The organism is Pseudomonas sp. ITEM 17296 (assembly GCF_028895205.1).
In the GTDB taxonomy this organism is placed as follows: Bacteria; Pseudomonadota; Gammaproteobacteria; order Pseudomonadales; family Pseudomonadaceae; genus Aquipseudomonas; species Aquipseudomonas kermanshahensis.
Genome location: NZ_WJRS01000022.1, coordinates 1 through 22,004 on the forward strand (window position 1 = coordinate 1; position 22,004 = coordinate 22,004).

The 22,004-nt window shown below is 63.1% G+C and carries 24 protein-coding genes; 8 read left to right on the top strand and 16 right to left on the bottom strand.

The window, feature by feature from the left end:
- Positions 1-215: 215 nt before the first annotated feature.
- On the top strand, positions 216-776 hold the full coding sequence (locus GIB19_RS21015; protein ID WP_099429612.1) for a PQQ-dependent catabolism-associated CXXCW motif protein: 561 nt from the start codon (positions 216-218) through the stop codon (positions 774-776).
- 57 nt (positions 777-833) lie between these two features.
- The gene (locus GIB19_RS21020) at positions 834-1,499 is read left to right on the top strand and encodes a response regulator (protein ID WP_027596434.1); all 666 of its coding nucleotides are present in this window, start codon (positions 834-836) and stop codon (positions 1,497-1,499) included.
- Here the strand turns inward: GIB19_RS21020 and GIB19_RS21025 are convergent.
- The 3 genes from GIB19_RS21025 to GIB19_RS21035 form a co-directional block, all read right to left on the bottom strand.
- Positions 1,496-3,799 (bottom strand): hybrid sensor histidine kinase/response regulator, encoded by a 2,304-nt coding sequence (locus tag GIB19_RS21025; protein WP_274887857.1) that lies wholly within the window; start codon positions 3,797-3,799, stop codon positions 1,496-1,498. The genes GIB19_RS21020 and GIB19_RS21025 overlap by 4 nt on opposite strands.
- Entirely contained in the window at positions 3,729-4,892 is a 1,164-nt protein-coding gene (gene nosP / locus GIB19_RS21030; RefSeq protein WP_027596432.1) for a nitric oxide-sensing protein NosP, read from the bottom strand. The genes GIB19_RS21025 and nosP overlap by 71 nt, the downstream gene beginning before the upstream one ends.
- A 221-nt stretch (positions 4,893-5,113) precedes the next feature.
- Complete coding sequence (locus tag GIB19_RS21035) at positions 5,114-6,301, bottom strand: porin (protein WP_027596431.1); 1,188 nt, start codon at positions 6,299-6,301, stop codon at positions 5,114-5,116.
- Positions 6,302-6,540: 239 nt separating this feature from the next.
- Between GIB19_RS21035 and GIB19_RS21040 the strand changes: the two genes are divergently transcribed.
- On the top strand, positions 6,541-7,032 hold the full coding sequence (locus GIB19_RS21040) for a DUF1543 domain-containing protein (protein WP_099429615.1): 492 nt from the start codon (positions 6,541-6,543) through the stop codon (positions 7,030-7,032).
- Positions 7,033-7,187: 155 nt separating this feature from the next.
- On the opposite strand, the gene GIB19_RS21045 is transcribed toward GIB19_RS21040, so the two are convergent.
- Positions 7,188-7,829, bottom strand: coding sequence for a DUF1109 domain-containing protein (locus GIB19_RS21045; RefSeq protein WP_274887858.1), 642 nt, complete (start codon positions 7,827-7,829; stop codon positions 7,188-7,190).
- The gene (locus tag GIB19_RS21050) at positions 7,816-8,403 is read right to left on the bottom strand and encodes a sigma-70 family RNA polymerase sigma factor (protein ID WP_027596421.1); all 588 of its coding nucleotides are present in this window, start codon (positions 8,401-8,403) and stop codon (positions 7,816-7,818) included. The genes GIB19_RS21045 and GIB19_RS21050 overlap by 14 nt, the downstream gene beginning before the upstream one ends.
- A 167-nt stretch (positions 8,404-8,570) precedes the next feature.
- Between GIB19_RS21050 and GIB19_RS21055 the strand changes: the two genes are divergently transcribed.
- From GIB19_RS21055 to GIB19_RS21070, 4 genes are read left to right on the top strand one after another with little or no spacing between them, the layout of a single operon-like run.
- Positions 8,571-8,855 carry a BufA1 family periplasmic bufferin-type metallophore gene (locus GIB19_RS21055; protein ID WP_274887859.1) on the top strand — a complete coding sequence of 95 codons (285 nt, stop codon included), beginning with the start codon at positions 8,571-8,573 and terminating at the stop codon, positions 8,853-8,855.
- Between the two features lie 16 nt (positions 8,856-8,871).
- Positions 8,872-9,705: an MNIO family bufferin maturase gene (gene bufB / locus GIB19_RS21060; RefSeq protein ID WP_274887860.1), complete on the top strand. Its 834-nt coding sequence runs from the start codon at positions 8,872-8,874 to the stop codon at positions 9,703-9,705.
- Positions 9,702-10,457 (top strand): HvfC/BufC N-terminal domain-containing protein, encoded by a 756-nt coding sequence (locus tag GIB19_RS21065; protein ID WP_274887861.1) that lies wholly within the window; start codon positions 9,702-9,704, stop codon positions 10,455-10,457. The genes bufB and GIB19_RS21065 overlap by 4 nt, the downstream gene beginning before the upstream one ends.
- Before the next feature lie 10 nt (positions 10,458-10,467).
- Complete coding sequence (locus GIB19_RS21070; RefSeq protein ID WP_274887862.1) at positions 10,468-10,935, top strand: DoxX family protein; 468 nt, start codon at positions 10,468-10,470, stop codon at positions 10,933-10,935.
- A 145-nt stretch (positions 10,936-11,080) separates the two neighbouring features.
- Here GIB19_RS21070 and GIB19_RS21075 read toward each other — a convergent pair whose 3' ends face one another.
- From GIB19_RS21075 to GIB19_RS21095, 5 genes are all read right to left on the bottom strand, one after another.
- Positions 11,081-11,611, bottom strand: a complete 531-nt coding sequence (locus tag GIB19_RS21075; RefSeq protein WP_274887863.1) for a PqiC family protein — start codon at positions 11,609-11,611, stop codon at positions 11,081-11,083.
- Positions 11,612-11,634: 23 nt separating this feature from the next.
- Positions 11,635-13,275: a PqiB family protein gene (locus tag GIB19_RS21080; protein WP_027596415.1), complete on the bottom strand. Its 1,641-nt coding sequence runs from the start codon at positions 13,273-13,275 to the stop codon at positions 11,635-11,637.
- Entirely contained in the window at positions 13,259-13,903 is a 645-nt protein-coding gene (locus GIB19_RS21085) for a paraquat-inducible protein A (protein WP_274887864.1), read from the bottom strand. The genes GIB19_RS21080 and GIB19_RS21085 overlap by 17 nt, the downstream gene beginning before the upstream one ends.
- Positions 13,900-14,496, bottom strand: a complete 597-nt coding sequence (locus GIB19_RS21090; protein ID WP_099429621.1) for a paraquat-inducible protein A — start codon at positions 14,494-14,496, stop codon at positions 13,900-13,902. The genes GIB19_RS21085 and GIB19_RS21090 overlap by 4 nt, the downstream gene beginning before the upstream one ends.
- Before the next feature lie 74 nt (positions 14,497-14,570).
- Entirely contained in the window at positions 14,571-14,795 is a 225-nt protein-coding gene (locus GIB19_RS21095; protein ID WP_027596412.1) for a hypothetical protein, read from the bottom strand.
- 232 nt (positions 14,796-15,027) lie between these two features.
- Here GIB19_RS21095 and GIB19_RS21100 point away from each other — a divergent pair, with 232 nt between their 5' ends.
- On the top strand, positions 15,028-15,333 hold the full coding sequence (locus GIB19_RS21100; protein WP_265968296.1) for a hypothetical protein: 306 nt from the start codon (positions 15,028-15,030) through the stop codon (positions 15,331-15,333).
- Positions 15,334-15,369: 36 nt separating this feature from the next.
- Here GIB19_RS21100 and GIB19_RS21105 read toward each other — a convergent pair whose 3' ends face one another.
- The 6 genes from GIB19_RS21105 to GIB19_RS21130 form a co-directional block, all read right to left on the bottom strand.
- Positions 15,370-16,920 carry a sensor histidine kinase gene (locus GIB19_RS21105; protein ID WP_274887865.1) on the bottom strand — a complete coding sequence of 517 codons (1,551 nt, stop codon included), beginning with the start codon at positions 16,918-16,920 and terminating at the stop codon, positions 15,370-15,372.
- A gap of 523 nt (positions 16,921-17,443) precedes the next feature.
- On the bottom strand, positions 17,444-19,381 hold the full coding sequence (locus GIB19_RS21110) for a response regulator (protein ID WP_274887866.1): 1,938 nt from the start codon (positions 19,379-19,381) through the stop codon (positions 17,444-17,446).
- Positions 19,371-20,237, bottom strand: coding sequence for a sensor histidine kinase (locus GIB19_RS21115; protein ID WP_265968291.1), 867 nt, complete (start codon positions 20,235-20,237; stop codon positions 19,371-19,373). Before GIB19_RS21115 ends, GIB19_RS21110 begins: the two co-directional genes overlap by 11 nt.
- Positions 20,230-21,246, bottom strand: coding sequence for an ATP-binding protein (locus tag GIB19_RS21120; protein ID WP_274887867.1), 1,017 nt, complete (start codon positions 21,244-21,246; stop codon positions 20,230-20,232). The genes GIB19_RS21115 and GIB19_RS21120 overlap by 8 nt, the downstream gene beginning before the upstream one ends.
- On the bottom strand, positions 21,237-21,641 hold the full coding sequence (locus GIB19_RS21125) for an anti-sigma regulatory factor (RefSeq protein ID WP_099429624.1): 405 nt from the start codon (positions 21,639-21,641) through the stop codon (positions 21,237-21,239). Before GIB19_RS21125 ends, GIB19_RS21120 begins: the two co-directional genes overlap by 10 nt.
- Positions 21,638-22,000, bottom strand: coding sequence for an STAS domain-containing protein (locus GIB19_RS21130; protein WP_027596405.1), 363 nt, complete (start codon positions 21,998-22,000; stop codon positions 21,638-21,640). Before GIB19_RS21130 ends, GIB19_RS21125 begins: the two co-directional genes overlap by 4 nt.
- Positions 22,001-22,004: the final 4 nt, after the last annotated feature.

Sequence of the window (22,004 nt, forward strand, 5' to 3'; positions counted from 1 at the left end):
TGGAGCAGCCTTGTGCTGCGAAGAGGCCAGTGACAACACAGAGAATCTTCGCTGCTGTTGCCGACCTCTTCGCAGCACAAGGCTGCTCCTACAGTGGCGTGCGTCAGCAGCGGGTTAGGCCCTACTACTTTAGTACTGGCTTTACTGTCTATCGTCGCATTCACAAAGCACCGCCGCTGGCATGTAATGGGCCTATAACAAAAAGGATAAACCCCATGCCTCGTGCCCTGCCCAGGCTGCCACGTGCTTTGCTGGCAGCCCTTTCGCTAAGTCTGCTGCTGGGCGTCGCCCAGGCCGACACCACGCCGCTGTTTTCTGCCGAGGGGTATCGCACCACCCTCTACCGCAGCCCGACACCGCACCAGGTCGAGGGCGCCCAGGTCATCGACACCGCCACCTTGCAAAGCCTGCTGGGCCAGCACCCCAAGCCGGTGCTGGTCGATGTGTACCGCCGGCAATGGCTGCAAGGCCGCTTCATCGAAGACGAAGCCCACGCCAACCTCCCCGGCAGCCACTGGTTGGCCAACACCGGCGACGGCGAGCTGAGCCCGGCCTGGCAAGACTACTTCGTGCACCACCTGCAAAAAGCCACCGCCGGCCGCCTGGAGCAACCGCTGGTCTTTTACTGCCGCTCCGATTGCTGGTTAAGCTGGAACGCGGTAAAACGCGCAGCATCCCTGGGCTATAAGACGCTGTATTGGTACCGCGACGGCCTGGACGCCTGGGAAGCTGCCAACCTGCCACTGCAGCCGGCCCAGCCAGAGCCCTTTCCCTGAACTCACCACCGGTAAACGCGTGCGCGCCCCATCCAATAAAAACGAGGTGAAAAGGCCATGTACAAAATTCTGATTGCCGACGATCACCCACTGTTTCGCGAAGCCATCCACAACGTCATCAGCGATGGCTTCCCAGGCAGCGAAGTCATGGAGACTGCCGACCTGGACAGCGCCCTGGCGCTGACCCTGGAGCATGACGACCTCGACCTGATCCTGCTCGACCTGAACATGCCCGGCATGCACGGCCTCAATGGCCTGATCACCCTGCGCAACGAGGCCCCGACCACACCGGTGGTGATCGTCTCGGCCGAGCAGGAAAAACAAATCGTGCTGCAGGCCATCACCTATGGCGCCGTGGGGTTCATCACCAAGTCCTCGCCACGTTCGCAGATGATCGAAGCAATCGAGCAGATCCTCACCGGCAATGTCTACCTGCCACCCGACATCATTCGCGCCAACAAAAGCAGCACCAGCCGGCGCCAGAGCGATACCCCAAGCTTCCCACCCGAAATGCTCCAGGCCCTGACCCGCAAGCAGTTGCTGGTGCTCGAGCGCATGACCAAAGGCGAGTCGAACAAGCAGATCGCCTACACCCTGGACATCGCTGAAACCACGGTCAAGGCCCACGTTTCGGCGATCTTGCGCAAACTCAACGTGCACAACCGGGTGCAGGCCATCCTCAGTGCTGGCGATATCGACTTCGGCGACTACCTGCGCCGTTAAAGTGGCTGAACGGGGCTGTTGGCCAGCAAATGGCTCATCGCAGCCTTGAGTTTCATTGGCCGCACCGGCTTGTGCATCAGGGTGTGGCCCCGCTCGCGGATCTGTTGCTTGAGTTCGTTGCTGTAGTTGGCGGTAATCATCAATGCCGGAATCGGCACGGCGCGGCGGGCACTGATCCTGGCCACGGCATCGACACCATTGCAGTCGTTGTCCAGGTGGTAGTCGGCGATCAACAGGTCGGCTTCGGCGTGGTAGTTGTCCACCTGCCGCGCCAGGTCTTCCTCCGACAGCGCAGTGACCACCCGGCAACCCCACCCTTCCAGCAGGGTGCGCATGCCGGCGCAAATCGCCGCATCGTTATCCAGCACCCACACCCGCGCACCGCGCAGGCGTTCGAGCATGGGCTCGCTGATGGCCAGGCTCGGCGGGGCCTTGGGCGCGGTTGCGCTCAGCGGCACTTCGACGGCGAACACCGAGCCTTTGCCGAGCCAGGAACGCACCCGAATCCGATGGCCGAGGATGCCCGCGATCTTTTCGACGATCGCCAGGCCCAGGCCCAAGCCACGGTCTTGGTCCGGGCGCTGTACATCGCCCCGTTTGAACTCCTGGAACATTTCGTCCAGGCGCTCTTCGGCGATGCCGATCCCGCTGTCCCAGACTTCGATCCACAGGCCCCGGCGCTGGCGCCGACAGCCCAGCACCACGCGGCCGCTGCGGGTGTAGCGGATGGCATTGCTGAGCAGGTTGCGCAGGATCCGCGCCAATAGCTGGATGTCACTGTGCACCAAGGCCGAACAGCCCACGAAGTGCAGTTCCAGCCCTTCGCTGCGCGCCACCTGGGCGTATTCGGCAGCCAAATTGTCCATCAGTTCGCTAAGGGCGAAGGGGGCGATATCGGCCTTGATCACCCCGGCGTCAAGCTTGGAAATATCCACCAGGGTGCCTAATAGGTTTTCCACATCCTCCAGGGAATTACTGACGTTGCGCACCAGTTGAACGCTCTGGTGCGGCTCGCGGCGTTCGAGCAACGCGCTGGTGAACAGCCGCGCCGCGTTCAGGGGTTGCAGCAGGTCATGGCTGACCGCAGCGAGAAATTTGGTTTTCGACAGGTTGGCCTGCTCGGCCTCGCGCTTGGCCTCGCGCAACCGTGATTCGGCCCGGCTGCGCTCATCGATCTCGCGCAGCAACTGGTCGTTGAGGCTGGTCAGCTCGGCAGTGCGCTCGCGCACCCGTTGCTCAAGGTTCTGGTAAGCCTGGTGCAGCGCCTCGGCGCTCTTGCGCCGCTCGGTAATGTCGCGGATCAACACAAAAATCCCCACCACTTCGCCATTGGCCAGGCGGTTGGGGACGTAGGAGCGCAGCATGTAGCGCTCCTGGCCGTTGATGTTGTTTTCGGCAAACTCGAAGGTCACGCTCTCCCCCGCCAACGCGCGCGCCACGTAGGCCTCCAGGCGTTGGTAATGCGACTCGCTGTGGGCCTCGCGCAGGCTTTGGCCCAACATCACGCCGCGGGGCCAGCAGTACCACTCCTCGTACACCTTGTTGGTGAATTCGTAGACCAGGTCAGCATTCAGGTAGGCGATCAGCGCTGGAACATGGTCGGTGATCAGGCGAATCAGTTGCGATTTCTGCGCCACCGCTTGCTCGCGGCGCAAGGTCTCGCTGAGCTTGACCTCGGTGATGTCGGTGAACAGGAACACCCGCCCGCCTTCGCAAGTGGGCCGTTCGCTGACTTGCAGCCAGCGCCCGTTCTGCAGGCGGTACAGCAGGTGCTCATCGGCCGGCCCGCGGGGCTCTTCGGTGAACACCCCGCTGGCGGTCATCAGTTGCTTGACCTCGGCCAAGCGCATGCCGGCGATGATCCGCACCCGGCTGTTGGCCCAGAACGCCTTGAAACGGCTGTTGCACAGTACGATGCGCTGGTTCTGGTCGAACAGCACGAAGGCGTCGGAGATGCTTTCAATGGCGTCGATCAAGTGTTGGTGGGCGGTCTCGGCCCGCAGCCGCGCTTCACTGAGCAGGTGGTTACCGGCCTTGAGCTCGGCCATGGCCTGGTTAAGGGCGTCGGTGCGTTCGCGGACCTGCTCAGCCAGCACCACCGAGTGCTGAAATGCCGCGTAGGGGTCGTTGCCGCGGGTCACGCCCGACTCGACGCGTTCGATCAGCGCAGTGTTGATGCGCTGCAGCTTGCGGTTCTCGTGCTGCAGCCGAACGACCTCGGCCTGCAGTTCAGCGGCTGACGGGTGGCCGGTTGCGGGCAATGGCGACCCCGGTGAAGGTCTGGTTGATATGCATGCCATTGAACTGTTCTCCATAGGTGTTGAAGCCCATCACCCGCTGCTCGCGCAAGAACGCGCCGACCTGCTCCAGGCCGTCGTGCGCTTCCAGTTCCAGGCGCCGCAGGAAACAGTCGCAGCCAATGGTCAGCAGCAAGGGGCCCAGGCGCTGGTGCAGCCCGTCGAACAGGGTGTGCAGCTTTGGCAACAGCGGGCCCGGTGTCATGGCCGTGAGCACGATGCCGTTTTCCACCGCACAGTAAAAACTCAGGCTCAGGTCCGGGTGCACCTGCTGGATTGCCCGGACGTAATACTGATCGTGAATCCGCACCGCCAACGGGTGGGCAGCGAATACCCGGTGATCGAGCTCGGCCACCGGCACGCCGATGTGCCGGGCGTATTCCTCGGCAGCGGGTTCGGCATTGAGTTCGAAGACCCGCCGCTGAGCGCTGTCGGCGCCGGTCACCACCAGCTTTTCATCGCGCGGCAGGATGTGGTGCGTGGTGAACACTTCAAAGTCGAGCCAGGTATTGACCAGCACCACTACCGCTGCGCCGCTGTGGAACGCCCCGCCGAAGTACACGTGGGTACGGGTCAGGTAGTTGTCGTCGCCGGCCGACCCGCCGAAATGCGGGATGTCCCCCAATGCCGCGCTCAGGGCGCCAAGGAACATCTCCTCGCGGCTGGACAAGCCGTCGAGCAGGGTCAAAGCAAAGCTGTGGCCTTTGATCGGCGCGAGGGTATTGCTGCGGCACGTGCCGACCAGCCGTTCGACCATCTGCTGGGCGTCGATCAGGCTGAAGCGTTCCATTTCATCGATCAGTTCGGTGGCGATGGAAAACTGCCGATGATCGAACCCCAGCGCCGTCACGCAATTACGGCCGTAGCCTAGCGGGGTGATTTCGCCGGCACTGGTGCAGCCCACCAGGCGAATGCCGCCGAAACCCTGTTCCAAGGCCTCGCCCAGTTCCTGCAGGTCATATTCAGCAGAACAGAAGAACAGCACGAACCCCAGGTGCGGGTGCAGCAGCTGCCGCGCCAGGTCCTGGGCTGCAAGCCGCGCATCGGTTGCCTGGGACATGGCGCTGACCACACCGTCGTTCTGGGCCTGCTGCATCGTGGTCTCCGGCGCGGGTTGGCTGAAGGTTGAGTGTACGGAGGACGTCCAGGGGGGCGAATGCTACTTGGGTAGCGGGTAGGCGGTTCCATGGGAGTATGGGTTGGTTGTAGGGGCCTGCCTTGGGGGTTGTGGTGGGGCGCAGATCGAGCGCCGCGCGGGCGGCGCTCGATCTCATGGGCGCAGAAAATGCCGAGGCGAACACCTCGCACGCCAAAACGCTACCAGGTCAGCACCGCCCCCAATGCAAGGGTATCGGTGTCTTCGTTCTGATCGCTGGTGTCATGCCCATCAATGGAAAACTGGTTGTACTCGGCCACCAACGTGAGGTTGTCATTGACGTCATGAAACAGCGCCACACCCCGCGTCTCGTAATCCGCGCCACTGCCCACCACCCCGTTGCCATCGTCCTTGGTCTTGCCGTAGGACAACGCCAGGCGGTTTTTGCCAACTTTGTACGACCCTTGCAGCAGGTAGCCGTCGCTGTCGACATTGCGCAGGGTCGGCTCGCCGGCGTTGTTGGTGAAGAACGGGTTGATACCCTTGGCCTGGAAGCCGGAGCCGGTGAGCGACAGCCCGCCCATCTTCGCCTGCACGCCATAGCCGACACCTTTGGAGGTGATCGACTTGACCGTCGAGTCGGTGTTGTCCGAGGTCTGGTAGCTGCCATTGATCCAGCTATAGATCTTGGCGCCGGCCAGGTCGAACTGATAGGTGATCTCGCTCTCGGTGCGGGGGTTTTCCTGATAAGCCTTGCCGGTCGGGCTACTGTCGTTGGTGTCCACCGGGTCCATGATGCCCACCGCCACCCGCAGGCCCTCCATCACCGGTGTGCGGTAGGTGATCTGCGAGGTAGGGAACGGGTACGGGTAACCGCTGCCGATGTTGCCGAACGATACCCCGCCGCCGTCCACCAGCCCCAGGCTGTCACTGACCTGCCCGTAACCAGCAAGCAGCTCGTCCAGCAGAATGTTGGAACGCGCAAACAGCCCGAAGTCCTTGCCGATCAGCACCTCGCCCCACTCGGGGTTGGCCACGGTGCCGTAGAACTGACGCACGTCGATGGCGGTGTCGGTGCCGTTGGTTTCGCTGTCGTTGATGGTCACCCAGAACGAGGCACGCGCCCCGAGCTTCAGGTCATCAACTTGTTTACCCATGTTGAAGCCCAGGTAGTTGGGCAAAAACCCCATTTTCACCCGTGACTGGCGGCGGTCAAACTGGTCGCCCGCCCGGTCGACATCACTGTTGACGTAAAAGGCATTGATGTAGCCGTCGGTGGAAAACGTGGTCTGGTCCTTGTCGTACAGCATGATCTCGGCCTCGGCGACGCCGCTCAGGCCCAGGGTCGAAAGGCTGGCGATGACAGCCGTCAGGATACGAGGCGATAGTTTCTTATTGTTGTTGTGCATGACGCGCTCCAAAAACGTGGGCTCGGTGTTGGAGGCGATTATCAGAAGCAGGCTCACCGCTCGGTACACTGCCTTGGAGGGGGTTGCAGACTGCTTTGGGCCTGCGCGCGTGGCGCGATGATTAAGGCCCGAGACCGGCTTAGGCCAAGAGGCAACACCAAGGGTGTACGCCTGATGAACAGCCAGGCACCCAGTGTGTCATCATCCGCATGACCCCTTTCGAAATTGCAGGATCATCCATGCTCTACGTCGTCATGCTCGGCGGACGCCACCCCCGCGCCAGCATCGAAGTTCACGATGTGGTATTTGCCCAGGCCGACTCGCTGGAGCAAACCTACCCCCTCTTGCGCAACGCCTGGTTCGGCAGCCCCAAAGGGTTGCACATCGACTCCTGGCTGGAAGTGCACGGGGTGGAGGGTTATCGCATCGAATTCAGCCAGGCAGCACCACCGCCAGGGGCCATGCGCCTGTTCTTCCTGAACCTGGGGGGTTACGAGCGGCAGGTGTTTGGTGAAGCTCACCGTTACCTGCTAGTGGCTGCTACTGACAAAGCCGCCGCCAAGCAACTGGGTAAGCAGCGTATGGCGGCAGGTTGGTTGAAACCCCATACCGACGCGGTGCTCGATGTCGACGATTGCTTACCGATTGATCTGCTGGAAGGGCGCTATGTGCACCTGGTTGAGGGTGAGCATGACGGCATTGTGCAACGTAGCGATTACATTCTGATTTGAGTGACAGGTCATCAACGCCTGTACATTCCGTGCAGATGACGCGCGACTAACAGGGGATCACATAGTCTCTTCGATTGTTCTGACCGTTATCGTTTTCGCGAAGAACAGCCGATTGGTTAACACATTCGCGCGGTTTTTAGCGTTTTCGCTGCCTCTCACCAGCGCAACATCCGGGGCCCTGCCAACGCCCCCACCAACGTGGGGACCAGCATGCCCAACAGGTACCAGGTCCCCCAGAACGGCACCTGCATTTCCGGGCAGTGCAGGCAATACGCCAAGGTCGCAGTCGAACCAGCGAGTAGCCCAGCGGCGCCACCAGCCTGGCGCAACCGTATTGGGGCCAGGCCGCGCACTGCCCAGAACACGGCGATGAACACCGGCACGCTCAACAGCGAGATATTCAACGCGCAGGTGCGCCAGGTACGGCCGAAGATCAACTCAGCACGGGCCTCGACCGGGGCGCCCGACAAGCTGATCGCCGCACCCACCCAGACCAGCAGCAACGGCAGCCCCAGCAGCCCCCAGGCCAGCCCACCCTTCACACCCGGCCGGGCCAAACGTTGCGTGAGCCATAGCGCAAGCAGCGCGAGGCTGCCAGGCAAGGCCAGCTTGGCCCAGAACAACGGCGTGCGCGCCACGTCGGCAAGGTCGCTGCGCACGCCATAGAGGGCCACTGTCATCAGTACTGCGGCGAGCAGGCCCGCGAGCAACGCCTGGGCCAGGCGCCGCGCCAGGGCATGGCGGTCCACCGGCCCTTCGCCAGCGGCCAGCAGGGTAATCAGTTCATCGGTTTTCATCGTCTTCACTGCCTCGAATCAGCCTGGCCAAGGCCTTGAGCCCACGGTGTATGCCTACCTTGACCGCCGAACTGGAGAGCCCGGTGATACGCGCGGTCTCCTCCACCGACAGGCCCTCGAGCTTGACGTGGACGATCGGCAAGCGCTGGCGCTCCGGCAACTGCCCCAGCAGTTTACCCAGGTCTCGGCTGGCCTGGGCTGGCGCTTCGTCGCTGGCGGCGAACAGGTCACTGTCGTCGTCCAGCAGGTCGTGCAGCGCATCGTGATGCGCGTAGCGGCGCAGGTAATCCGCCAGTTTGTAGCGGGCAATCGCCTGCACCCAGGCCGTCAGCGGCTGTTGCGGCTGATAGGTTTGCCGCGCGTTATGCACGGCCAGCAACACCTCCTGCAACAGGTCTTCGACCTCGGCAGGGCGCTGTTGCAGGCGCCGCTTGAGAAAACCCCGTACGTGCAGCGCCAGTGCCGCGAGAAATTCGCGGTAGGCCTGCGCATCACCCGCCAGCCCGCGCAGCAGCAAACCCTGCAACTGCGTCTCGCGAGCGGCGAGGAGGTCCTGTGGGTTAGTTCGTTGCATTGGACGCCAGGGTTACACCGTCGGAAGGTTTCTTTTATCGAACCTTAGATGAGCCACAGCCAGTGGAAAAAAATTTTCGTCGGCCTGTAACCCGGGCAGCGATCGCCGCGAACTACTCAATGAGCCTTCGGTACAACACCCTGGCCCCATCCTCTGGAGACACCCTCATGAAAACCCTCGCCCTCGCCCTCGCCACCGCCGCCCTGGCCCTCGCTTCAATGGCCAGTGTCGCCTTCGCCGGCACCACCGCCGGCACGGGTACCGCCATGGAAAAATGCTACGGCGTCGCCATGGCCGGCAAAAACGATTGCAAGGCCGGCGCTGGCACCACCTGCGCCGGCAGCGCGAAAAAGGACTACGACGGCATGCACTGGAAGAACGTCCCAGCCGGTACCTGCACGTCGATCAAGACCCCCAACGGCATGGGGTCGCTGACCCCGATCAAGTCCTGAGCAGAGGCCGCCGACCATGAACCGGAACTTACCCCTGGGCGCTGGGCTAGGGCTCAAGGCCGAACACTATGCCCAGGCCCTGGCGTGCAACGCCGAAGGCCTGTGGTACGAGGTCCATCCGGAAAACTACATGGTCGGCGGCCCGCGCCTGGCCTGGCTGCAGCGCATGGCCGAGCGCCATCCGCTGTCGCTGCATGGCGTGGCGCTGTCACTGGCAGCGGACGCCGAGCCGGACGCCACCCACCTGCGCCGCTTGCGCACGCTGATCGACCAGGTAAAGCCGGCGCTGGTGTCCGAGCACCTGGCCTGGTCGACCTGGCGCGGCCAATACCACCCCGACCTGCTGCCGTTTCCCCGCAGCAGCGAAGCGCTAACGCGCATCAGCGACAATATCCTGCGCACTCAGGATGCACTGGGGCGGTCAATCGCCCTGGAAAACCCCAGCCACTACCTGCAGGTGCAAGGGCATGAGTGGGACGAGATCGATTTTCTCGACGATCTGGTGCGCCGCACTGGGTGCACCCTGCTGCTGGACGTCAACAACGTGCATGTCAGTGCCCACAACCTGGGTTTCGACGCCGCAGCCTATCTCGACCGCTTCCCTGCCCAGGCCATCAGCGAAGTGCACCTGGCCGGGCACACCCACGACGCGCAGGGCGCGCTGCTGATCGACTCCCACGATGCCGCGATTGCCGAACCTGTATGGGCGCTGTTCCGCCGCTTGATCGCACGAATCGGCCCACGCCCGACGCTGATCGAGCGTGACGGCAACCTGCCGGCGTTCGACGACTTGCTTGCCGAACGCGCCATCGCCCAAACCACCCTCACGTCTGCGGGAGACTTGCCATGAACCTGCCCCTCGGCCAGTTCCAGGACGCCTTCATCGACGCGCTCTACCAGCGCCCTGCCCCGGCGCTGCAAAGCCTGACCGGGCAAGCGGCGTTCGCGGTCTACCGCAATACCGTGCTGGCCGGTTGCGTCGACGCGCTGCGGGCCAACTTCCCCAGCGTCGAGACCTTGGTCGGCGCCGATTGGATGCAGGAGGCCGCGACCGCCTACGCCCAGCAGTCCCCCCCGGACGATGCCCGGCTGATCCACTACGGTGCGGGCTTTGCGGCGTTTCTGGAACAGTTGCAGGCCAGCCATGGGCTGCCCTACCTGGCCGATGTGGCACGCCTGGACTTGTACTGGTGTGAAGCGTTCAGTGCTACCGAAGACCCTTGCCTGGCGCTCACCGACTTGGCTGGCATGACCGCCAGCGACTTGATGCACAGCTACCTGGCCCCCCGCCAGAGCGTGCGCTGGCAGTGGTTCGATCCGCACCCGGTGCTCAGCCTGTGGCGCTGCAGCCGTGAAGGCCTGCCGTGGTCGGGCGCGCAACCGTGGGTGGCCGAAGGCGTGCTGCTCAGCGGCGGCCTCGACGGCGTCAGCTATCAGCCGCTGGAAGCCGGTGGTTGCGCCTTTCTCGATGCCTGCGCGGCAGGCCATACGCTGGAAACCGCTTCGCAATGCGCCCAGCAACGCCAACCCGACCTGGACTTCAGCGACCTGCTCGGCCGCCTGATGCAAGCCCGGGTCTTTCGCCCACTCTCATTCGCATGAAGGAATGGCCATGGACACCCTGCGCCCCACTGCCCCGGCAATCAGCCTGCGCCAACGCTGGAACGGCTTGGCCGAACGCCTGCAATTGCTGCTCAACGACACCGTGCTGTGCCTGGTCGCACGCCTGGGTATCGCCTCGGTGTTCTTCATGTCTGGCCGGACCAAGGTGGAGGGCCTTCTGAGCATCACGCCCAGTACCTATGAGTTGTTCCAGAGCGAGTATGCGCTGCCACTGGTCTCACCCTGGCTCGCGGCCCACTTGGCGACCTATGCCGAGCACCTGTTCCCGCTGCTGCTGGTGCTTGGCCTGTTTACGCGGCTTTCGGCGCTGGCCCTGCTGGGCATGACCACAGTGATCGAGGTGTTCGTCTACCCGGACGCCTGGCCTACGCACCTGTCCTGGGCGGGCCTGCTGCTGTTGCTGGTGGCCAAGGGCGCTGGCGCGCTGTCACTGGATAGCGTGTTGCGGCTGCGCTGAGCGCCGCCTAACAGGCTCTGTACGAAACGTTTTGTGGGAGCGGGCTTGCCCCGCGAATGGGGCTACGCGGTGCATGGCACCGGCTTCGCCGGTGTTCGCGGGGCAAGCCCACGTGCGTCAATGTTTAGAAATTGCGCAACAAAGCCTAAGACCTAGGGCAACCCGACGCGCTGGCACGCACGGCGCTGGCGAGCTTCTGCAGGTTGGCCTGCTGGGCGCCGACCAGGCTGCCGACGCTGTTTTGCGCGGGGGTCTGCACGGAGGTGCGGCAGGTGATCTCGTCCTGCCCGGGGCGCTTCAAGCGCCACACCGCCTCCAGCAGTGCGTACTGGCCAGGGACTGAGTCGAAGCGCTGCACATCCACCCGCAGCAGTGTGCTGGGCGTGCCGCCGACCGGCCCGCCTAGCTGGTCCTGCAAGGCGCTGCGGAACTCATCGACCAGGTTGGCGCCCCACCACTCGGTTTCCAGGATTACCAAGCTGCTCGTGCCCTGGCGGATCACCAACTGCGGGCGGTCCACCTGCGGCGGCATGCTGACCCGCTCGACCAGGATCTTCTCGCCCGCCGCGTGGCTGGGCTGCGCAGCGACCAACGTGTGGTAGTTGTTGGGCGCGCTGCGACAGCCCGCGGTCAGCACCACCAGCGTGGCCAGCAACAGGGTAGGCAACGTGCGCATCGGCTCTCACTCCTTGGGCGTGGTCAGGGTTGCACGTCGTCCGCGCCTGCCGCTTTTGGCCGGCCGCGAATGAGCGATTCGGGATGACGGCCGAGGTAATCCGCCAGGTCCCTCAGCGAACGGGACATACGCTCCAGCTCCTGCAGCGTGTCACCGAGTTTCTCCCGCTGCGGCGAGTTCTCGGAGATCGCTGAATTGGCCGTGCGCAGGGTTTTCTGCAGTTCATCCAGTGTGGTCGTCAGCCCAGGCAGGGTTTGCCCATCGACGCGCTTGGCCGCGCTGCGCAGTTCGCGCAGCGTGCCGTCCAGATTTCCGGCAATGCTTTCGAGCGGCAGCTTGCCGATGCGCTCGACCACACCCTGCAACTGCTCCTGGAGTTTTTCCAGGCTGCCGGGCACGGTGGGGATGACGATCGGGTCGGCGCTCATGTCGAAGGCGACCTTCGGCGCCTCGGGGTAGAAGTCCAGCGAGATGTACATCTGCCCGGTGATCAGGTTGCCACTGCGCGCCTGGGCACGCAGGCCGTGCTCGACGAACGTGCCGATCAGTTGCCGGGCACCGGCGGCGTCGCCTTCGGTGTGCTTGAACACCTTGAGCATTTTCTGGTGCACCGGCCCCAGGCGTTTCGGGTAGATCGCCGCATCGACCACCACAGGGAATATCTGCTTCTTCGGGTCGTAATCCAGCGTAATCGACGTCACCCTGCCAAATTCAACCCCTTTGAACTCCACCGGCGCGCCCACCGTCAGCCCGCGCATCGACTGGTCGAAGCGCAGGCGCAAGTACTGCGGGCTGCCCGTTGGCGGTGCGAGGGCCGCATCGCGGTCGGCGAACAGCTCGAACGCCTGCTGGTCGGCGGCGGGCTCGGCTGCAACGGCATATTCGGGCGTGCCGAAGGCCAAGCCGCCCATAAGGATCGACGACAACGACTGCGTCTCGACCTTCAGCCCGTTGGCGCCAATCTGCATGTCGATGCCGCTGGCGTTCCAGAACCGCGTATCGAGGGTGACGAAGGCGTCGTAGGGGGCCTGCACGAAAACGTCGATGTCCACGCCCCTGCCATCGGGCTGCAGCGCGTAAGACACCACCTCGCCCACCGGGATCCGGCGAAAATAGATCGATGAGCCGATATCCAGCGAGCCGAGGTCATTGGCGCTGAGCACGAAGCGCTTGCCCTTCTCGCCATAGGTTATGGCCGGCGGTGATTCCAGGCCGACGAAGGTCTTCGCGGGCTTTTTCGACTCGCCGGCATCGGCGCCGATGAAACTGCCCGACAGCAAGGTGTCGACCCCGGATATGCCACCGGCGCCAATGCGCGGGCGCACCACCCAGTAGCGTGCGCTTTCGGTGGCAAACGACTCCGCCTCTTTCGACAGCTCGACCTTGGCCACCACGCTCTTGTGGTCCGCCGCCAGCTCCACCGAGGTGACTTCACCAATCACCACGCTGCGGTAGCGCACCTGGGTCTTGTGCGCCACCAGCCCCTCGCCGCTGCGAAAGGAAATCGAGATCACTGGCCCCTGTTCCATCCAATTGCGCACCACCAGCGAGGCGCCCACCAGCAGTGCCAAAATCGGCACGATCCACACCAGCGAGACACTGAAGCGGCGTGTGCGTACCTGCGCCTGGCCGGGCCCAGCAGGGTTCTCAGTCTCCAGCGCCATCGTGGTGCTCCCCGTCGTGTGGATGGTCGTCCCAGATCAGGCGTGGGTCGAAGCTCATGGCCGAGAGCATGGTCAGTACCACCACCAGGCCGAAGAACAGGATGCCAGGCCGCGGCTCGATGGTGCCCAGCCCGCGCAGTTGCACCAGCGCGGCCACCAACGCCACCACCATGACGTCGAGCATCGACCAGTAGCCGATCAGCTCGACAAAGCGAAACAGTTGCGAACGCTGGCGGCGCGCCCACTGGCTGCGGCGCTGGGCAGTGAACAGCAGCAGGCCAAGGGACACGAACTTGATGCCCGGCACACCGATACTGGCGATGAAGATGATCAGTGCGATGTCCCAGGCGCCCGCCTCCCAGAACTCCAGCACCCCGCCAACGATGGTGCTGTCGCTGCCCTGGCCGAGCATCTCGGTGCGCATCACCGGCAGCGCATTGGCCGGCACGTAGAAGATCAGCGCGGCAAACAGAAATGCCCAGCCCCGGGCGATCGGGTTGGCCTTGCGCCGGTGCAGCGGCGCGCCACAGCGGTCGCACTGGTGCAGGCCTAGGCGCAGGTCGCAGGCCTGGCCGCAGCCGTGGCACAGGCACAGGTGCAGTTGGTCGGCCAGCGCCGGGGCGCTCATACCTGCACCCACAAGTCGCGAATATCGCGGCCGGCAATGAAGATCATCAACACGCTCAACGCCGCCAGCGCGATCAGCCCAATCCCCGGGATCACCTCGAGTAGCCCCGCCAGCTTGATCACCGCCACCATGGCGCCCAGCAAGCACACCTCCAGCATGCTCCAGGGCCGCAACCCCTCCAGCGCCCGCATGCAGGCGGCAAACCCCGGCGCGCGGCGCCTGCCCAGGGCAAACCCTAACACCCAGCACAAAAGGGCAATCTGCAACACCGGGGCAAAGATGATCGCCAGCGCCAGTACCAGGGCGATGAAGGTGATGCTGCCTTGGCTGAGGATCTGCACCGAATCCCACAAGGTCGCCGAATTGCTCAAGCCGCTCATGCTGATGGTCATCACCGGGTAGGCGTTGGCGAAGACCAGCAGTACCCCACCGGTGATGCACAACGCCAGACGCTGCTGCACATTCAGTGGGTTGTGGCGATAAAGCACGCCGCCGCAGCGCTGGCAGCAGGCACTTTGATGACGGTGCAATGGCGTGCGCCGGTACACGGCGTCGCAGTACTCGCAAATGATCACATCATCCGCCTGGGCCATGCGTGCCCCCCGAATTGGCGCTTACCTGGCAGATAGCGTAGACAACGGGTCGGCAATCTGCTCAAGCACCTTGCTCAGGCGAAATTTGCTTGCTGGGGATCTTGGCAGCTATTACGCGCCGCACATTCGAACTCGGCTTCGGCGCGCGTCGAAAAGCTCAGGCTGAGGCGCACTTTCTCTTGTGTATCGTAAAGGTCATAGCCCTCCCCCAAGGCACTGGGAAAACCAATGCGCCGAGGGAAGATCTCTTTATGGCGAGGTACCGCGGGAACCACAACGAAGCGCATGTGCATAATCAGCCCTCTCCGGCAGTTCTTTAGTATTAGTCTGCATATGGGAAAGACTCAAGCTGGCTCATGCAAAGAAAGTGGTTAAACCCAAAAAGCTCAGGATTATTGGAGCCATAAATACCGGGCCGGCGGTTGTTCAGGCGTTTTGTCAGAATCCCCAACAATAAATGCACCGCCCAAGATTGCCCCGAAGTCACAACTGAACACAGACCTTCCTGTGTGTGAACAGAGGTATGCAGTCATGGCGAACAATCAAGACTGGGGTGCAAACCAAGGCGGCAACGCCAATACCGGTGCCGGCGATGCCGGTCAGAAAGGCGGCCAGGGTGCCGGGGGCGACATGCCCGACAAACAGAAAGGCGGCCAGCAACCAGGACAGAAACCTGAAGACAAGATGAACAAGGACTGGGACCGCTCAACTGACACGGGGCGCCAAGGTGGGCAGCCCGGCACTGACCAAGCCAACCGCCAAGACCCCGCCGACAAGGGCCGCATGGGTGGCCAGGCCGACCAAGGGGATGATCAGCAACGGGATGAAGACCGCTGATGCCTTTGGCCCCGGGGTTGTACTACTGCCCTGGGGCTAAAGTTTGAAACGCACATGGATCGTGCTTTTTGCTTGCGCACGGTCAACCGTAATCGCCTGGTTGCCATAACCCGAATAGCTTTTAACCAAGCGCATACCCAGGCCGGTACCCGTTGGTTTTGGGTAGGACTCCGGAAAACCATCGCCCTCGTCGGTGACGGTGATCAGCGCATGATCCCCTTGGCCACTCACGCTGACCTCCACCGTGCCTTTGCCATACTTCAAGGCGTTGGTGATGAGTTCGGAAATCACCAAACCCAGTGGCGCCATCCGTTCGGCGGGTAGGATGAACGTGTCCGCGTTGAGCAAGATTCTGCGTTCGGCCAAGGCTTTGCCCAGATCACCCAATAACGCCGCAAGGTAATCACAGGCCCGCACGGCTTGGGCCTCAGCGTTCTGATAAAGCCGCTCATGCACGCTGGCGATGGTCAATACCCGAGTCGCCGCCGTCTCAAGCTGCAGCTTTACCGCTTCATCCTGGGCCATGTTTGCCTGCAGCAACAGCAACGTATTGACCAGGTGCAGGCTGTTTTTGACCCGGTGATGGATTTCTTCCAGGTACAGGTCGCTTTTGCTCAGTTTGATGTTCTGCGCGTCGATCAACGACAGCAACTGGGCTTCATGATGACGTCGCTCGGTGATGTCGCGGGAAACAGCGATCATCTTTTGAAAGTCCCCTTGCTCGCCAAAAATGGGCGCAACCGTCACGTCCCACCACTTAGGCTCCTGTTGCTGGGTTGGGCAAAAAGCCTCGAACCGGGTCGACTCGCCGCCTGTGACTTTACTGATCGCTTCCAGCACCAGGTTTCGGGATTCGTCAGGCCAGAGCTGCGACCACGCCACACCGCGAACCTGGGCCAGGTCGCCAATGTGCATCAGGCACATGCCGGCATCGTTCATGAATTCTATGTCGCCGCTCGCGGACAGGATCTTCACGCAATCGGGGCTGGCGTTGAGCACGCTCTCCGAATAAGGGTCGGACGAATGCATCTCCGAGCTTGCAGAAATTCGCTCGACCGCCATGGAGATGACGTTGGAGATGCCCTCCAGGAACACCAGGTCGCTTTCGATGAAGTCTTCGCCATTGCTGCTGTCGGCTTCGAGCACGCCGAACGGGGCGGATGGCCCGCGAATGGGTACGTTGATCGCACGCTCGATGCCGTACTTTTTAAGCAATGAAGGGGTTCTGAAGCGTTGCTCCTGCCCCAGGTGGTTCGACAGCACTGGCCGGTAGGTGGAAATGGCATAGCCTGCGGGGCTGGCAATGTCCCCGCCCACCGTGGCATGCCCGATGTCGGCCTCGTCCCAACCCACGCCATGGGACAGCAAAAACTCGTCGCTGTCCGCCACCGGCGTGAGCACCTTGGCGAATGGCGTCTCCATGCCCTTGGCCACGACATCGCACGCCAGCGTCAGCAGCGCATCCAGGTTAGACGACTTCAGTGACATGACGCCGTACTCGACGACCAGTTCATGCTGCCGCCGGAGCCTGGCATGCGACTTCTGCAACGCGGCGCGAATGGTTTCGTCGGGAGATTGATGCTGCATGGGGACTATTTCCAGAAACGAGATAAAGATGCACGCTGAAGCGCTTTCGCCAGTGCGTCAGCACTGTGGTTTACACCGCGCATTGCCCTGATGCAACAACGAAATCAGTCTAACCCCGCCGCTCATGCGCGCCGAACACATGGCAGGTCATCTGTTCAACTCACCAAGATGGCCTGATGGTGTTCGATAGAGGGTATGGATACCTCCTCTCGCCGGGCGGCAAGCCACGCCCGCATGCGCTCGGTATCGAAAATCTGCCCCTCCTCCATCATCACTAGAATGAGTGATTGAGACATTCTGTAACACCCGCATTGCGAGCAGCGTCGCTCTTCCCACCCGAGCGGGCATTCGACGGAATCAGCATGTCCAGCGCAAATCAGACAACTCATGAAGCCCCCTTATGCTCTTTTTGGCGTGGGAAGTTGTGTACAGGTCGACAGGATGGGTCGCATAACGGTTAGGCATGAGATTTTCATGCCAACTTTAAAATCCCCCTCATGTCATGACCGCACATCGAGTTGTGCTAGCCAAGGCTAAGTCGCACCTTGTCGAGCAGATCACCGATCTGGAAGGGTTTGATCAAGAGGTCCATCCCCGTTTCCAGAAATGCCTGCCGATCCAGCGCCGTCTCGGCGTAACCGGTCATGAACAAGACCGGCAGCCCAGGGCGGTAAGTACGCGCCATGTCGGCAAGTTCGCGCCCACTCATGCCCGGCAGCCCGACATCGGTCAGCAACAACTCGATGTCGGCGTCTTCGCGCAGGTGGTCCAGCGCTTGCTCGATGGTTTCGGCCAGGGTGCAACGATAACCCGCGTCGGCCAGCACTTCTGCCACCGACAGGCGCACAGAGGCCATGTCTTCGACCACCAGCACATGCTCGCCAGCGCCGCGCTGGTCCAATTGTGGCACCTGTGCCTCACAGGTGACCTGGTGGCTGCTGGCCGGCAACATCAACGTCACCTCGGTCCCCTGCCCTGGCACGCTGCAGATCGACACATGCCCACCCGACTGGCGGGCGAAGCCATAGATGGTCGATAGCCCAAGCCCGGTCCCTTGGCCTACCGGCTTGGTGGTGAAGAACGGGTCGAACACCCGCTCCAGCACCTCCGGTTCGATGCCGCCGCCATCATCGCGCACGCTCACCGCCACATAGGGGCCGTCCTGCAGGTAAGGGTTGCCATGCGACCAGCTCGCCGCGGTGTTGACCCAGATATGCCCGCCCTTGGCCAGGGCATCGCGGGCGTTGATCACCAGGTTGAGCACCGCACTCTCCAGCTGGATCGGGTCGACCAGGGCGATGGTCGGCTCGCTGGATAGCTCCAGTACCAGCACGATCCGTTCGCCGATGGTGCGGGTGATCAGCTCTTCAAGCGAGCGCACGCGCTCGTTGATGTCCACCGGGCGGGTGTCCAATGGCTGCTGACGGGCAAATGCCAGCAGCCGGTGGGTCAGCGAAGCGGCGCTCATGGCTGAACTGAGCGCGGCGTCCGCGTAACTCGGGATCTTTTCCAGACGGTTCTGCGCCACCCGTTTGCGGATCAGCTCCAGGCTGGTGATGATGCCGGTCAGCAGGTTGTTGAAATCGTGGGCGATGCCCCCTGTCAGGCTGCCCAAGGCGTCCATCTTTTGTAACTGCAGCAGTTGCGCCTCGGTCTGCGCCCGCTGGGCCATTTCTCGCGCCAGCTGGGTGTTGGCGTCATCCAGACGTGCCAGGTGCGAGCGTTCGCGGTGGCGGTGTTCGGTGACGTCCTCGACGAACACCAGGCAGAACCCTGGCGCTCGGTAGGGCGAAAGCTGCCACTCGGTGTCCCGTGGCTGGCCGTGCACGCTCATGCCCAGGGTGCCACGCCAGCGCTGGCCAGCGGCCAGGTGCTGGCGCAAGGCGGCGATGGCGGTTTGCTGACCGTCGACAAAGCACTCCTGCAGCGCCTTGGGGTTACGGTTGTCTTGGGTCAGCTGGGCGAATGCATGGTTGCACTCATGCACCTTCAGCTCGGCATCGAGCACGGCGATGGGTGCCGAGACATTGGTGAAGATTTCCCGAAAGTTGGCCTCGCTTGCGCGCAGCGCCCGCTCGGTATCGCGCACCCGCATCAGGGTCCGCAGGGTCGCCACCAGCACATCCGGGTCCACTGGATGCACCAGGTAAGCGTCGGCACCGGCATCGAGCCCGGTAATGATGTCGCCGGTCTGGATCGACGCCGCAGACACGTGAATCACCGGCAACAATGCAGTCTCAGGGTCCGCGCGCAGCAACCGGACGATATCGAAACCGCTCATGTCCGGCAGGTTGACGTCGAGGATCAGCCCGTCTATCTGCTCGCTGCCGATCATGGCCAGCCCCTCGCCACCGGTGCCCGCCTCCAGCACCTGGTAGCCATGCAGGGCCAGGCGGCGACGCAGCGCATAACGCGTGGCGACGTTGTCGTCGACAATCAGCAGGCGAATGTCAGGGTTCATCAACGCTCTCCTGGGCCAGCGCCAGCGGGATGACGACAAAGAACGACGACCCTTCGCCCGGCACACTGTCCACCCCTACTTCACCGCCCAGCAAGGCCGCGAAGCGCTTGCACAGTGACAAGCCGAGGCCGGTGCCGCGCAGGCGTTTCTGCAGCGGCGAGTCGATTTGGGCGAAGTCTTCGAACAGCCCGCCCAGCAGCTCAGGTGCGATGCCGATGCCCGTGTCGGTCACAGCAAAACGAATCTGGTCGTTGCCCTGCAAGTGCGCCGACACCCGCACTTCGCCACGGGTGGTGAACTTCAGCGCGTTGGAGATGAAGTTGCGCAGGATCTGCGCCAGCTTCTTGTCATCGGTATACATCTTCGGCAGCCCGTGTGGCTCTTCGAAGATGAGGTCTACCGAGCCCATGTCGACGATCGGGCGGAACATCCCGCGCAAGGCAGCGAACAGGTCGAGCATGTCGAACCAGGCCGGCGAAATGGTGATGCGACCGGCTTCGATCTTGGCCAGGTCGAGCAAGTCGTCGACCATGTCGCTGAGTTCGCGCGTGGCGTTGCTGACGAACGCCACCTGCAATTGCTGCTCCTTGCTCAGCGGCCCATCCACTTCGTCGGCCAGCAGGCTGGTGATGCTCAGGATCGAGCCCAGGGGTGTGCGGAACTCGTGGCTCATGTAGGAAAGGAAGCGGCTTTTCAGGTCCGAGGCCTGGCGCAACTGTTCGGCCTGGGTATCGAGTTCGGCGTAAAGCGCCAGCACACCCTGGTTGGTTTCTTCCAGCTCTGCGCGCAGGGCTTGGTTTTCGGCCTGCAGGTGTGCCACGCAGGCAGCCTGCTCGGCCTGGTTGTCGTCAGGCATGCACCGTCTCCAAATCGAGGACCAGCACGGTCACATCGTCCCGCCCACGGCAGAAGTCGCGATGCAATACCGCCGCGATCACAGCCGGGTGGCGGAGCACGAGGCCCGGGTAGGCTTGAAGGTTCCAACGGGACTGCAGGCCGTCACTGAACATGATCAACAGGTTTCCCTTCACGTGAGCGTAGTCGAACACTTGCCCTTTGCGGTATTGCCCGCCGACGATGCCGGGGTGCGAGGCCAGGCCCCGCGGGCGTTCGCCGCCGACCAGGGTGGCGCCGATGTTGCCGATACCGATGAACGCGACACTGTCACGCGCGCCCTCGTACTGGGCAATCGCGACGGCCCCGCCGCGCGTGCCGGCCATGGCCTGGTGCAGCTCGCCCAGCAGCTGCTGGGGCGCGCTGAAGGGGCTTTGGGCAAAAGCCTGCGCGCCCGCCTTGGCGGCGCGTTCCGCTTCTTCGCCATGGCCCAGGCCGTCGATCAACAAGGCACTCACACGCTGCTCGCCGAGGGTCACGTGCCATGTATCGCCACAGGCTGGGTCGTCATGCAATGAATGCTGGCTGACGCCCAGGCGAATGTCCTTGGGCGTGCCGTCTTGTTTATAGACCCGCGCCAGTACCACCGCGCCTTGTGCGTCGGTGTGCACATCGAATACCTGTGCCAGGCGGCTCACAGCGCCCAGGCCGATCCCTTGGGTGCCCCCGGTGGAATAGCCATCGACCAGGCAGTTGGCCAGGTCGAAGCCATGGCCGCGGTCCACCGCCAGCAACTCGATGCCAGGCTGGTCGCCATGGGCAAGCACGCGCAGGTGCAGTTCGCCGCGTGCGGCGTGCTTGAGCACATTGCTGGCAAGTTCGGTGGCGACGAGGGCTGCCCGGCCTGCATCGGCGGCATCGAAGCCCTGTTGTTCGGCAAGTTTCTGCACCACGCGTCGGGCGTGACCGACCTGGCTGGCATCGTCGAGGCGCAGCACCTGGGTCAGGCCTGCGCTCAGGCTCATATCCATCGGGTGATCATTACCCGGGTACCTTGCCCGGGCGCGGTGTCCAGCTCGAATTCGTCGACCAGGCGTCGTGCGCCGGTCAGGCCAAGGCCCAGGCCGCCGCCGGAGGTCCAGCCATCGGTCAGGGCCAGTTTGATGTCGGCAATACCCGGCCCTTCGTCACGGAACACAAGGCGTACGCCGACACGGCCGGCCTCTTCGATGACCTCCCAGTCCATGTCGCCGCCCCCGCCGTACACCACGGTGTTACGGGCCAGTTCACTGACGGCGGTGACCAGTTTGGTCAAGTCGACCAGGCGCATGCCGCAATCGCTGGCGATCTTGCGCGTCAATTGGCGGGCCAGTACCACGTCCTGCTCGATACGTACCGGCTGGCTGCCACGCTCGCGGGTGCTCATGAGTGGCCTACCCGCTTACGCAACAGGTGCATGCCGCGATCGACATTGAGCGCGGTGCTGACACCCGGCAGGGTCAGCCCTAGCTCCACCAGGGTGATCGCCACCGCCGGCTGCATGCCGACCAGCACGGTCTCGGCATCCATGATGCGCGACAGCCCCGAGATAGTGGCAATCATGCGGCCGATGAACGAGTCGACCATGTCCAGTGCCGAGATGTCGATCAGCACGCCACGGGCCGAGGTGTGCTCGATGCGATCGGTCAGATCGTCCTGCAGGCGCAGCGCCAGTTGGTCATGCATATCGACCTGGATGGTCACCAGCAGGAACTCGCCCATTTGCAATATGGGGATTCGCTCCATGGAC